Below are 11,765 nucleotides of genomic sequence, written 5' to 3'. Positions count from 1 at the left end.
CGATCCATCAGCCAGCAGAGTTGCAAGCTGACCCACCGCCATCGCTGGCAAGCCAGCTCCTACAGAGGGGGGCTATCAGATGCGGGCCAACGCCTGGGCCAGGTCTGCCCGCAGGTCTTCCACATCCTCAACCCCCACCGACAACCGCACCAACCCGTCACCAATGCCCAACTGCGCGCGCGTGGCGGCCGGGATGCTGGCGTGGGTCATGATGGCCGGGTGTTCGATCAGGCTTTCCACGCCGCCAAGGCTTTCGGCCAGCGCGAAGATCTTGACGTTTTCCAGGAAGCGCGTGGCGCCCGCCAGGTCGCTGTTGAGGTCCACCGAAATCATCCCACCGAACCCACGCATCTGCCGACGTGCCAGCTCATGCTGCGGGTGTGAGGCCAGGCCGGGATAGTAGACGCGCGACACTTGCGGCTGTTTCTCCAGCCAGGTCGCCAGATCGAGGGCGTTGCTGCAATGACGTTCCATACGCAGTGCCAGTGTCTTCACGCCGCGCAAGGTAAGAAACGCATCGAACGGCCCGGCGATGGCGCCCACCGAGTTCTGCAGGAAGCCCAGGCGTTCGGCCAGCTCCGGGTTGTGGCCAACGATTGCAATCCCACCGATGACGTCCGAGTGGCCATTCAGGTATTTGGTGGTGGAATGCACCACGATGTCGAAGCCCAGCTCCAGCGGGCGCTGGATCCAAGGGCTGGCGAAGGTATTGTCGGCCACACAGATAATGCCGCGCGCCTTGCAGATGCGTGCGATGGCGCTCAGGTCGCTGAGGCTCAGCAGCGGGTTGCTCGGGGTCTCGACCCAGACCATGCGCGTGTCGTCTTGCAAACTCGCTTCGAATGCCGACAGGTCGCTCAAGTCGACAAAGCTGAAGCGGTGCCCGGCACTGCGCTGGCGCACTTTGTCGAACAGGCGGAAGGTCCCGCCGTACAAGTCGTTGCCGGAGACGATATGCGCGCCGGCGTCCAACAGTTCCAGCACAGTGGAGATTGCCGCTAGCCCGGACGCAAAGGCAAACGCCTGGCTGCCGCCTTCCAGGTCGGCCACGCAGCGTTCCAGGGCAAAGCGCGTCGGGTTGTGGGAGCGGCCGTAGTCAAAGCCCTTGTGCACGCCGGGGCTGTCTTGCAGGTAGGTGGAGTTGGCGTAGATCGGCGGCATCAACGCGCCCGTGGTCGGGTCGGGGGATTGCCCGGCATGGATCACACGGGTGGCAAACGCGCTTTTATCGGACGGACTCATGCAAGGGATCTCCGTAGGTGGTTGAGCAGATCGACGCGGGTGATCAGGCCATGGAAGCCCGACGCGTCGGCAATGATGGCGACCAGGCCGCGGTCCAGTTCCGCCTGCAATTCAGCCAGGCTGGCGCTGGGGGTCAGGGTTTGCAAGGTGTCGGTCATGGCGCTGGCGACGATCATCGAAAAGTCCGCCGCGTCATGGTGCAGGCCTAGCAGGATGTCGGATTCGTCGATCACACCCACCAGCTCCTGGCCATTCACCAACACTGGCAATTGCGAAACGTCAGCCAGGCGCATGCGCTGGAAGGCGGTGAGCAGGGTGTCGTCGGGGCTCACGCTGATCACGCGGCCGTCTTCGAAACGGCGGGCGATCAGGTCGCGCAAATCGCCGTAATGCTTGTATTGCAGCAGGCCCGCGTCTTTCATCCATTGGTCGTTGTAGACCTTCGACAGGTAGCGCGTACCGGTGTCGCACACGAACGTAACCACGCGCTTGGGCTCGGTCTGCTCGCGGCAATAACGCAAGGCGGCGGCGAGCAGGGTGCCGGTAGACGAACCGCCGAGGATGCCTTCGGCACGCAGCAGTTGGCGGGCATGGTCGAAACTTTCTTCATCGCTGATGGAGTAGGCGTGGCGCACGCTGGAAAGGTCGGCGATTGACGGAATGAAGTCCTCGCCGATGCCTTCCACGGCCCAGGAGCCAGGAGTTTCCATTTTGCCGCTGCGGCTGTATTCGGCCATCACCGAGCCCACGGGGTCGGCCAGCACCATTTCCAGCTCAGGCTGCACACGCTTGAAAAAACGGGTCAGGCCGGTGAGGGTGCCGGCCGAGCCGACGCCCACCACAATGGCGTCCACGTCATGCTGGGTTTGTGCCCAGATCTCCGGGGCGGTGCTGGTTTCATGGGCCAGCGGGTTGGCGGGGTTGTTGAACTGGTCGGCGAAGAATGAACCCGGAATGTCCTTGGCCAGGCGGGCGGCCACGTCCTGGTAATACTCGGGATGGCCCTTGCCCACGTCGGAGCGGGTGATATGCACCTCAGCGCCCATGGCCTTGAGGTGCAGCACCTTTTCGGTGGACATCTTGTCGGGCACCACCAGCACCACCCGGTAGCCCTTGGCCCGCCCCACCAGTGCCAGGCCCAGGCCGGTGTTGCCAGCGGTGGCCTCGATGATGGTGCCTCCGGGGCGCAGGCGGCCATCGCGCTCGGCGGCGTCGATCATGGCCAGGCCGATGCGGTCCTTGATGGAGCCCCCGGGGTTCTGGGATTCGAGCTTGAGAAACAGCGTGCACGGGCCGGTATCGAAACGGCTGACCCGAACCAGCGGCGTGTTGCCGATCAGTTCGAGGACGGCGGGGCGGGAAAGCGTGGGCATGTCGTCACCTGGGTACGGGAAGGGCGTAGGGAGGGGGACAGCAAATTAAAACGCATGGCTTGGAACATAGGCCGCTATCGGTCGGGTCGCAACCGGGCGGTCCGATGAATGTCTTTTTTTGGCGCATGGGCGATGCAGCTGTGCGCCATCAGTGGGCAGGGGTTAACCAGCGTAGGACTGGCGAAGCCCCGTAAACAGTGGGTGTGGCTGTATGGCCCGGGCTTTGCTAAAGGAAATCCAAACTTGGATACAAGATGGAATTTCCTATGCACAACGTTTTTGGCTGGACCCTTGGCGAATGGCAGTCGGCTTACCGCAGTGGCGCAATCAAGCCAGAGATTTTGCTGGACCTGGTCGACGCCTACCCGGCCGAAGACAATGCCTGGATCGCCCGCGCCGGTTCATCGCAACTGCAGGCGCAATTGGACGAACTCGGCGAACGCTTGGCGGCAGCAGGCGGCGACATGGCCCAGCTGCCACTGTATGGCGTGCCGTTTGCCATCAAGGACAACATCGATGCGGCGGGATGGGATACCACGGCGGCCTGTCCTGAGTTTGCCTACGCACCTGGGTCAGACGCGTTTGTCGTCTCCAAGCTACGAGCGGCGGGCGCGATCCTGGTGGGCAAGACCAATCTCGACCAGTTCGCTACCGGCCTGGTGGGCACGCGTTCGCCTTATGGTGCGGTAGGCAACAGCTTCGATCCGGCTTACGTCAGCGGCGGTTCCAGCTCCGGCTCGGCCTCGGTGGTGTCCCGTGGGCTGGTGCCGTTCGCCTTGGGCACCGATACCGCAGGTTCGGGCCGTGTACCGGCGGGGTTCAACAATATTGTGGGTTTGAAGCCGACCAAGGGGCGGCTGTCCAACACCGGCCTGGTGCCCGCCTGCCGCACGGTGGATTGCATTTCGGTGTTCGCCTTGACCGTGGCCGATGCCGAGCGCGTGGCGCAGGTGGCCGCTGGCTACGACGCCAGCGACGCCTACTCGCGGGTCAACCCCAACACGGCGCCGGTGGCGGTGGGGGCGCAGATCAAGTTGGCGATCCCGGCTGAGCTGGAGTTCTTCGGCGATAGCCAGAATCAAGCGGTGTTTGAGCAGGCTGTCGAGCGATTCAAGGCGTTGGGTGCAGTGATTACCCCGGTGGACTTCACACCGTTCAAGGCCCTGGCCGATCAGCTGTATTACGGGCCGTGGGTGGCCGAACGCACGGTGGCGTTGGAAGGCATGCTTGAGCGTCAGCCCGAGGCGATCAACACCGTGGTGCGCGGTATCGTTGAAAACGGCCGTCAATACACGGCGTGTGATGCTTACAAAGCCGAATACCTGCGCGCCGAATTGAGCCGGCGTATCAACGACAGCCTGGCGGGTTTTGATGCCTTGCTGGTTCCCACGTCACCGACCCTTCGCACCCTGGCGGAAATGGCCGAGGAGCCGGTGTGCTACAACTCGCAATTTGGCTACTACACCAACTTCACCAACCTGGCAGACCTCTCGGCCCTCGCGCTTCCCGCCGGGTTGCGTGTCGATGGTTTGCCCGTTGGCATTACCCTATTGGCACCCGCCTGGCATGACACGGCTCTGGCTGATCTGGGCAAGCGTTGGCAGGCCAATCTCGACCTCAGCCTGGGCGCGACCGGGCGTTCTCTGCCCGCACCCGGCGTACCCGTGCAGGCGCCGGGGGCTGTGCGAGTGGCCGTGGTGGGCGCGCACCTGACGGGCATGCCGCTGAACTTCCAGCTGACCAAGCGCAATGCGGTGCTGGTGGAGCAAACCCACACGGCTGACAGCTATCGCCTGTATGCATTGCCGGGCACCGTGCCGCCCAAGCCGGGGTTGGCCAAGGCCGAGAGTGGGCGTTCGATCATCGTGGAACTGTGGGACATGCCTCTCGCACGCTTCGGTGAGTTCGTCGCAGAAATCCCCGCGCCCCTGGGGATCGGCAACGTGGTGCTGGCGGACGGGCGTAGCGTCAAAGGCTTTATCTGTGAACCCTGGGCGTTGGCCGAAGCGCTGGATATCACCGAGTTCGGCGGCTGGCGCACGTTTATTGCGAGCCGGGGGTGAACATGCCGCGTCCTGACAACCTCGCCGAGCAGGTGTACACGCAACTCAAGGCGGATATTTTCGACTTCCGCCTGCTGCCGGGGGATCGCTTCAGCGAAGGCGATCTGGCAGGTCGCATGGACGTCAGCCGAACGCCGGTGCGCCAGGCGCTGTATCGCCTGGAGAAGGAAGGCTATGTGGAGGTGTATTTCCGCAGCGGCTGGCAGGTCAAGCCGTTCGACTTTGCCTATTTTGAAGAGCTGTATGACGTGCGTATCGTGCTGGAACTGGCGGCTGTCAGCCGGTTATGCGGGATGGAGGCATCGCGCAATTCGGTGTTGCAGGCACTGAAGAGTATTTGGCTCGTGGCGGAGGACGAACGGTTGCAAGACCCTCAGGAAGTGTCTGCACTGGATGAGCGTTTTCATTGCGCACTCGTGGAGGCCACCGGCAACCGTGAAATGGCGCGCATGCACTACGCGATTACCGAGCAGATCCGCATCATTCGCCGGCTCGACTTTACCCAGGTCGAGCGCATTGCCGCGACCTACCAGGAGCATACACAGATCCTGGAGGCCATCTTGCAACGGCGCAGTGACGTGGCCCAGGCACTGCTCACGCGACATATCGAGTTGAGCAAACAGGCCGTGCGCGAGATCACGCTGCACCGATTGCAGATGGCACGGCAAGTGGGCCCCAGGCCCGTGTAGGAGCCGGCTTGCCGGCGATGCAGGCGCCTCGGTATTTCTTCAGGAACACCGCGTGGAGGCCATCGCCGGCAAGCCAGCTCCTACAGGTTATGTGTTTGGGTTGAGGACCGTGTGCAACCGGGCTTTCACGACATCGCTGGCGGGCTGCATCGGGGCGCGCAATTCGCTGCTGATCAACCCTTCCATGGCCAACGCGGCCTTGACCGGTGCGGGGTTGGGCTCCATGAACATTGTGTTGATCAACGGCAACAACTGAAAAAACGTCGCCCGGGCCTCGGCCAGTTGGTTGTCCCGTACCTGCTGCCACAGCGCCACAAACTGCTCGGTGTGCACATGGGCCGAGGCGGCAATCGCGCCGCTGGCGCCCAGGCACAGGGCGTTGAAGATCTGGATGTCCTCGCCGCACAACACATCCACTTCGCCACTGGCCAACAGCGCCAGGGTGTTGCCCAGGTTGCCGCCACAATCCTTGATCGCGACGATGCGTTCATGGGCGACGATGTTCAGCAGTGTCGCCTGCTCAAAGGTCGCGCCGGTGCGGTAGGGGATGTCATACAGGATGATCGGCACGCTGGACGCGTCGGCCACGCTGCGAAAGAACGCTTCCAGGCCCGCCTGGGACGGGCGGATGTAGCTGGGTGCTGGTACCAGCAAACCGGCCACCGGGCGTTTGAGGATCTGTGCCTGGAATTGCAGCAGCTCAATCTGGTTGTAGCCCGCCAGGCCCATGACCACGCGGTGTGCCGGCACCAATTGCAGCACGGCATCGAGCACGGCCAGTTGTTCCTGGCGGCTCAGCGCAGCTGCTTCGCCGGTGGTGGTGCAGACCATGATCCCGGCCACGTGTTTTTCCAGCAGGTGGCTGACCAGCCGGCGCAAGCCGACAAAGTCGATGGCACCGTCATGGAACGGCGTGACCACGGGAACCCAGATACCTTGAAACGCTGACATGCACTTTCTCCTGATGATTGACCGCTTGAGTCACCGTCAGAAGGGCAGAGGGAATTGTGCAAAGGGGGAGGGAGTCCGTCGCGCTCAATGTCCTGTCAGCTCATCTGACGGGACAGCGCGCCCCGGTCACATGAGCGACTGTTTCTTCGATTTGAGGGCGTGCGCTACGCAACCTTGCGCCTTGGCAATCAAGCCAATAGCGGAAAAGTTAACGAACGACGTAGCAGACATAAATTGTCACACCCTGGATAAGGCCCCCATCTTCAGGGGAGCCTGGCGACTGTGTCAAGCCCGCCGCAAGTGTTCTCGCACAAATTGCGCGACCTGCGCGGCCAGCTCCAAGTCCTCCGGCGCGCCCATGAAACCGCCATGGGGCATCGCTTCGAACACGTGCAATTGCGCAGGCACCTGGGCCTTGAGCAGGGCGCGGTGCATGCGCACGGTGTTGGACAGGAACAGGTCCCGCGTGCCGCTTTGCAGGAAGGTAGGCGGGAACCCTTTCGTAAAGTCACCAAACAACGGTGACAGGTACGGGTGGGTCAAATCCGCGCCATTGGCGTACAGCAGGTTGGCGCTCATCAATGGGTTGGGCAGCACCACATCGATCGTGCGGTTGACCTGGAAACTGTCACCCGACTCGGTGAGGTCCACTTCCGGCGACAACAGCACCAGCGCGGCCGGCAGTGGCAAGCCTTCGTCGCGAGCCCGCAGCACCATCGCCGCCGCGAGGTTGCCACCGGCAGAACGGCCGCCTATCACGATGTGCTTCGGCGCGTGCCGGGTGAGCACATGGCGATAGGTGGCCAGGCAATCATCCAGCGCAGCCGGGTAGGGATGATCCGGTGGCATGCGGTAGTCCACGCCGTAGCAGACCAGGTCGTGCAGGTCGGCCTGCCGGGCGGCGGCCAGGCGGCAGTTCTCACCGCCGCCGAACACCAGCGCGCCGCCATGCAGATCGATGTAGGCCAAGTCAGCCATGCCGGTGGCCGGCGTCGCCACGTGGACGGTGGCGCTGCCCACGGTGATCGTCGCCAGGCTGGCCCGCAGCGATGCTTCCTGGCCGGCGTTGGTGGTGGCGTAATGCTGGGCCACGGCACCTTGCAGGCGGCGCCAGCCGTCGTGGTCGTCGGATGAGGGCATGGCGTGCAGTGCATTCAGCGGCACACCGTCCTCACCCACCAGGCGCTTGAGCAGCGCCTGGGCCTCGGGGCTGATCGAGTGGGGGACGGGTAAGGTCCGTGGGTCGATCTTGACGCCGTCATTCATGGGGCTTACTCAAAGGTGTCGATGCGCGAGTCGGAATAGTAGAACGGGTTTTTATCGGTGCTCGACTCAAAGAAATAGGCGTAGTCGGTCAGGTAATACCGATGGCTGATCCGCTTGTATTCGTCGGCGTCGAAGGTGCATGACAAGGCTTTGGCCGTGCCCAGCAGTTTCGGGTTGAGTTCGCTGGCTTGCAGCTCGCGCTCTACCACGCAGCGGGTGAGGTTGGGTTTGCCGTAGCTGCCGACGATATTGTTGAGGGTGGCGCGAGTGAACTGGTAAGTCACGGTTTCGCCCACCGGCAGGGTTTTCCAGTTACCGGTGAAACTGAGTTGAGTCACCGTCGAGCTTTCAGCCATGCTGCCGCCGCCGTAGCTGGATTTGGACACCAGTTCAACCAGGTTGCGCCAGCTCACCGATTGCGACTCATAGCCCTTGCCGCGGTTGGCCACGCTCAGTTGGCCGCTGGCCCCGTCCTGGCTGATGAAGTATTGGCTCGACAACTCACTGGTGGTGCCTTTGTAGGTCGAGGTGCCGACCATGTGCACGTATTTGAAACTGCGGGTGGGCTTGTCCAGATTCAACTGGGTGATCGCAGCCAGCACTTGCGGTTGTACCGACGTGAGGGCGATGGTCACCGGGGCTTTCAGGCGCGGCTTGAAGGCCGGCAAGGCCGCGATTTTTTCCGGGTTGGTGCAGACGTTGTTGAACAGCAGTTCGTAGTCGGCGTTGCTGCCGGCGATCTTCTGGGGCGTCGGGAAACTGTCGACACGGCCATCGCTGACGCGGTTGTCGGCGTCCATGTCGTAGCCGGCCAGTTCCTTGTAGGTGCCGGCGGCGCACGACACGGCAAAGTGCTCGCGTTTTTGCGCATAAGGCGCGTTGTAGGGCAAGTCGTTCAGTACGGACGGGTTGTCGAAGGCGGCCCAGAAACGGGTTTCGCCATTGACGTTCTTGATGCTGTTGGCGTCGATCAGTACCCAATTCTCGCGTTCGTTGGTCTGCACCAGGCGCCAGTCGGGTTTCGGTGTGTCGGCACAGGCACGCACGAACGTCGGGTTGGTCGCCAGGGTGGCGCGCAGGTCGGCAGACAGCTTGCGTGCACCGCTGTAGCGGCCGGCGGCGGTCGGGTAGACGCGCTGGGCGCCATCGAGGTACAGCAAATACAACTGGGGTGAGGAACACGCGGCCTCGAACTGCATGGTGCGGCGCACACCGGCCGTAGACTGCGGCATGAGCAATTCGAAGCTGAGGTTGTCGCCTTCGCGCACGATGCTGTTTTCCACCAGCGGCTGGGTCAGCGTGCTGGCGAACATGCGGTCAACCGTGGATTTTTGGGTGGCACAACCGGCCAGTGTGGCGATGCCACCGAGCAACAACAGGGAAGAAATAACGCGCACAGAAGCCTCATTGAGTCCATTCAGGGATGTAAGGATGACGGCAGGCAGCCCGTAATCTTGAGGCGGCAAGCCTAACGGCCACGGGTTTATCTGTATAGGCGGTTCGAAGCCGCAGCCAGTTATGCCAGGGTCGAAGCCCTAATGGCCGGCCACCGCCGCTTCAATCGCGGCAATGTCGATCTTGGTCATGGTCATCATCGCGTCGAAGGCGCGCTTGGCAGTGGCCGGGTCGGGGTGGGTGACAGCGGCGGTCAACACCCGGGGGGTGATTTGCCACGACAGGCCCCATTTGTCCTTGCACCAGCCGCAGGCGCTCGCCTGGCCGCCGTTGTCGACGATGGCATTCCACAGGCGGTCGGTCTCAGCTTGATCATCGGTGGCTACCTGAAACGAAAACGCCTCCGTGTGAGAGAACGCTGGGCCGCCATTGAGGCCCAGGCAAGGCAGGCCCATCACGCTGAATTCGACGGTCAGCACGTCGCCCTGTTTGCCCGACGGAAAGTCACCGGGGGCATGGTGCACGGCGTGCACAGCGCTGTCCGGAAAGGTCTTGGCGTAGAAGGTGGCGGCTTCGAGGGCGGTGCCGTTGTACCAGAGGCACAGGGTGTTTTTGTGGTTCATGGTCTGTCTCCATGGGCGGATGGGTCCATGGAGTCTAGACAACGGCGGTGCCTGCGAGCGTTACATGATGGTGTAGTCCCTGACCACGCCATTGTTGAGGTGGATATTGAGGCGACGGTTCTGTTGTTCGGGGGCGATGTTGTCGATGGCGGTGCGCCGCGTGTCGATCGCATTGTCGTAGGTGTTGCCGGGGATATGGTTGGACACCAGCCCGAGCAAGTGCCGCATGGAAGCGTTGGCGGTGGTGGAAGGCGAGTAGTCCCAGGTTTCGGTGCCGTCGGATGCAATCGACTGGTTCTGCGGTTCGCCGTACATCGCCTTGAGCTGTTGGGCGGTGGTCTTGCCGGACACGATATGGGTCCGCACGTAGGTGGTGTCGAACAACGAAATGTCCGGCCCTGACTTGCCCTGGATACCGGGTATGGACAGGCCGTTGAGGCTGCTGAGGCCGTTGTTGCCGCCGGCACAGCCTGACAGCAAAACCGCGGCGACCAGTGGGGTGATGGCGTTACGAATGAGTGCACGACGGGCCATGATTTCCTCCGTTGATTCAGGGCTCTGAAACTGAGGCCAATCATAAAACGGCGAAAAAAACGCGGAAAAAATCTTGCTGTCCCAGCGTCTCAATTACTTGCCTGGTTGTCTCACGCGGGTGTCATCTGGCCCAGGATGGATCGCAGCGAAAAGCCATCATGTCGGCTCACCTGGCCCTGTTTGAGGTGCACGCCCGCCACGTCCCGGGCCTCTCGGGGGGAATAGCCGAAAGCCTGTTTGAACGCACGACTGAAGTGCGCATCGCTCTTGAACCCAAATTGGAACGCCAGGCCGGAGACCCGATGCCGCGCGCCGCTGTCGCTTTGGATCATCACCCGTGCCCGGTTCAACCGACGCTTCTGGATATACGCCGCCACACCGGCTTCCTGGCTGAACAAGCGGTACAGGTGCGCTCGCGAAATGCCCAACTGCTGGCACAGGAAGGCGGGTGACAACTCGGGGTTGCGCAGGTGCTGTTCAATCAGGCGGCGAGCACGGTTGAGCAGGGTGTGGTCGATCTCCTGCGCGGCCATGTGCAGGTTCGCCAGCGACGGTGCGATGGCAGCCGAGACCAAGCCCAGGGTGGCCTGTTGCGCGTGGGGGATTTCCCCTGGCACCAGGCGTGGCAGGCGATGTTGCAAGGCGCGCATGTGGTCGGCCAGCAGTTCGCTCAAGCCGCCTTGCAACACCTGCCCGTGCAGGTCTTTATGGCCCAGGCTCTGCGCCAGCAGGTCGCGGGGGATGGTAAGAATCACCGTGTCGCCGGCGGTGATCAGGCAGTCCAGTTCGCGGGCCAGGTCGAGGATGTAAATCTGCGAATTGCCGGCGGCCAGGGACGTGCGGCCCGCCGTGCCGTTGATCGAGTGAGACAAGCCCAGGCACAGGTAGTAATGGTCGAGATGGTCACGGCGGATCATCTGGGCCGAGCGCTTGACCCGGTAGGGCACCGGGGCGCCGGTGCCATCCCAGGCACCGCAGCCCATCAGCAATGCGCCCAGGTAGCCGGTGGCGAGGCGGTAATTGAAGGCCGTGGAGTCCGGCTCGCTGATGGTGATGTCGAAGATCGCGTTCACTTCCTCCCGCCACACCTCGAAGCGTTGGCGTGGCGGGTAGGGTTGGGTGGTAAAGGTGAACAGCGGGTTCTCCATGGCTGGCGCCTCCATCAAAGCTGTTGTGCTATCGCCGCCTTATCGATCACGGACCAGACGTGCGCGAATTTCCCATCGATGACTTCGTAGAATACGTTTTCATCGAAGGTCACTGTCTTGCCGTTGATCGGCAGGTCGAAAAATTCACCCCTGGGGCTGACCTTGAAATTCAACCGGCTGGCCACCGTGGGCGGGTCGGCCACCAGCAATTGAATGCGAAACACCAGGTCGGGGATCTCGCGAAAATCCCGTTCGAGCATGGCGCGGTAGCCGTCAAGGCCGACGGTGGTGCCGTTGTAGGTCACCTGCGAGTGCACGAAATCGCCCAGGTGCGCCCAGTCCTGGCGGTTGAGGCAATCGATGTAGCCTTGGTAAAGGGCGGCGAGTTGATCGCGGGTCATGGGGCGCTCCACTGAGGTTTAAAAGCGTTCGTCCAGGATGGTCGACTTTTCTTGTAGCATCCAACGTCGTTTTACATTCC

General features: G+C 62.5%; 11 protein-coding genes. 2 read left to right on the top strand and 9 right to left on the bottom strand.

Going from position 1 to position 11,765, the window contains the following annotated elements; genetic code table 11:
• Positions 1-75: 75 nt before the first annotated feature.
• Positions 76-1,242: a cystathionine gamma-synthase gene (locus tag AC07OV_RS01730; protein ID WP_495091352.1), complete on the bottom strand. Its 1,167-nt coding sequence runs from the start codon at positions 1,240-1,242 to the stop codon at positions 76-78.
• On the bottom strand, positions 1,239-2,615 hold the full coding sequence (locus AC07OV_RS01725) for a pyridoxal-phosphate dependent enzyme (protein WP_495091351.1): 1,377 nt from the start codon (positions 2,613-2,615) through the stop codon (positions 1,239-1,241). The genes AC07OV_RS01730 and AC07OV_RS01725 overlap by 4 nt, the downstream gene beginning before the upstream one ends.
• Positions 2,616-2,881: 266 nt before the next feature.
• Here AC07OV_RS01725 and atzF point away from each other — a divergent pair, with 266 nt between their 5' ends.
• Both atzF and AC07OV_RS01715 read left to right on the top strand, forming a co-directional pair.
• The gene (gene atzF / locus AC07OV_RS01720; RefSeq protein WP_495091350.1) at positions 2,882-4,678 is read left to right on the top strand and encodes an allophanate hydrolase; all 1,797 of its coding nucleotides are present in this window, start codon (positions 2,882-2,884) and stop codon (positions 4,676-4,678) included.
• A 2-nt stretch (positions 4,679-4,680) separates the two neighbouring features.
• Complete coding sequence (locus tag AC07OV_RS01715; RefSeq protein WP_495091349.1) at positions 4,681-5,367, top strand: GntR family transcriptional regulator; 687 nt, start codon at positions 4,681-4,683, stop codon at positions 5,365-5,367.
• A gap of 87 nt (positions 5,368-5,454) precedes the next feature.
• Here AC07OV_RS01715 and dapA read toward each other — a convergent pair whose 3' ends face one another.
• From dapA to AC07OV_RS01680, 7 genes are all read right to left on the bottom strand, one after another.
• Complete coding sequence (gene dapA / locus AC07OV_RS01710) at positions 5,455-6,318, bottom strand: 4-hydroxy-tetrahydrodipicolinate synthase (protein ID WP_495091348.1); 864 nt, start codon at positions 6,316-6,318, stop codon at positions 5,455-5,457.
• Between the two features lie 285 nt (positions 6,319-6,603).
• Positions 6,604-7,584 (bottom strand): alpha/beta hydrolase, encoded by a 981-nt coding sequence (locus AC07OV_RS01705; protein ID WP_495091347.1) that lies wholly within the window; start codon positions 7,582-7,584, stop codon positions 6,604-6,606.
• Between the two features lie 5 nt (positions 7,585-7,589).
• Positions 7,590-8,981 (bottom strand): hypothetical protein, encoded by a 1,392-nt coding sequence (locus AC07OV_RS01700; protein ID WP_495091346.1) that lies wholly within the window; start codon positions 8,979-8,981, stop codon positions 7,590-7,592.
• Between the two features lie 138 nt (positions 8,982-9,119).
• On the bottom strand, positions 9,120-9,602 hold the full coding sequence (locus AC07OV_RS01695; protein WP_495091345.1) for a VOC family protein: 483 nt from the start codon (positions 9,600-9,602) through the stop codon (positions 9,120-9,122).
• Between the two features lie 60 nt (positions 9,603-9,662).
• Positions 9,663-10,136, bottom strand: a complete 474-nt coding sequence (locus AC07OV_RS01690; RefSeq protein ID WP_176995906.1) for a hypothetical protein — start codon at positions 10,134-10,136, stop codon at positions 9,663-9,665.
• A 110-nt stretch (positions 10,137-10,246) separates the two neighbouring features.
• Positions 10,247-11,284: a helix-turn-helix domain-containing protein gene (locus AC07OV_RS01685; RefSeq protein ID WP_495091344.1), complete on the bottom strand. Its 1,038-nt coding sequence runs from the start codon at positions 11,282-11,284 to the stop codon at positions 10,247-10,249.
• Between the two features lie 14 nt (positions 11,285-11,298).
• Entirely contained in the window at positions 11,299-11,685 is a 387-nt protein-coding gene (locus AC07OV_RS01680; protein WP_495091343.1) for an ester cyclase, read from the bottom strand.
• Between the last annotated feature and the right edge of the window lie 80 nt (positions 11,686-11,765).

The organism is Pseudomonas sp. GW821-FHT09A09 (genome assembly GCF_059418405.1).
The sequence above is the reverse complement of the archived record's forward strand: the minus strand, read 5'-3'. Positions and strand labels throughout refer to the sequence as shown.

What these genes read in the sequence shown, in the direction of transcription:
- AC07OV_RS01730 (WP_495091352.1), bottom strand. Translation starts at nt 1,242, where the DNA reads ATGAGTCCGTCCGATAAAAGCGCGTTTGCCACCCGTGTGATCCATGCC.
- AC07OV_RS01725 (WP_495091351.1), bottom strand. Translation starts at nt 2,615, where the DNA reads ATGCCCACGCTTTCCCGCCCCGCCGTCCTCGAACTGATCGGCAACACG.
- atzF (WP_495091350.1), top strand. Translation starts at nt 2,882, where the DNA reads ATGCACAACGTTTTTGGCTGGACCCTTGGCGAATGGCAGTCGGCTTAC.
- AC07OV_RS01715 (WP_495091349.1), top strand. Translation starts at nt 4,681, where the DNA reads ATGCCGCGTCCTGACAACCTCGCCGAGCAGGTGTACACGCAACTCAAG.
- dapA (WP_495091348.1), bottom strand. Translation starts at nt 6,318, where the DNA reads ATGTCAGCGTTTCAAGGTATCTGGGTTCCCGTGGTCACGCCGTTCCAT.
- AC07OV_RS01705 (WP_495091347.1), bottom strand. Translation starts at nt 7,584, where the DNA reads ATGAATGACGGCGTCAAGATCGACCCACGGACCTTACCCGTCCCCCAC.
- AC07OV_RS01695 (WP_495091345.1), bottom strand. Translation starts at nt 9,602, where the DNA reads ATGAACCACAAAAACACCCTGTGCCTCTGGTACAACGGCACCGCCCTC.
- AC07OV_RS01690 (WP_176995906.1), bottom strand. Translation starts at nt 10,136, where the DNA reads ATGGCCCGTCGTGCACTCATTCGTAACGCCATCACCCCACTGGTCGCC.
- AC07OV_RS01685 (WP_495091344.1), bottom strand. Translation starts at nt 11,284, where the DNA reads ATGGAGAACCCGCTGTTCACCTTTACCACCCAACCCTACCCGCCACGC.
- AC07OV_RS01680 (WP_495091343.1), bottom strand. Translation starts at nt 11,685, where the DNA reads ATGACCCGCGATCAACTCGCCGCCCTTTACCAAGGCTACATCGATTGC.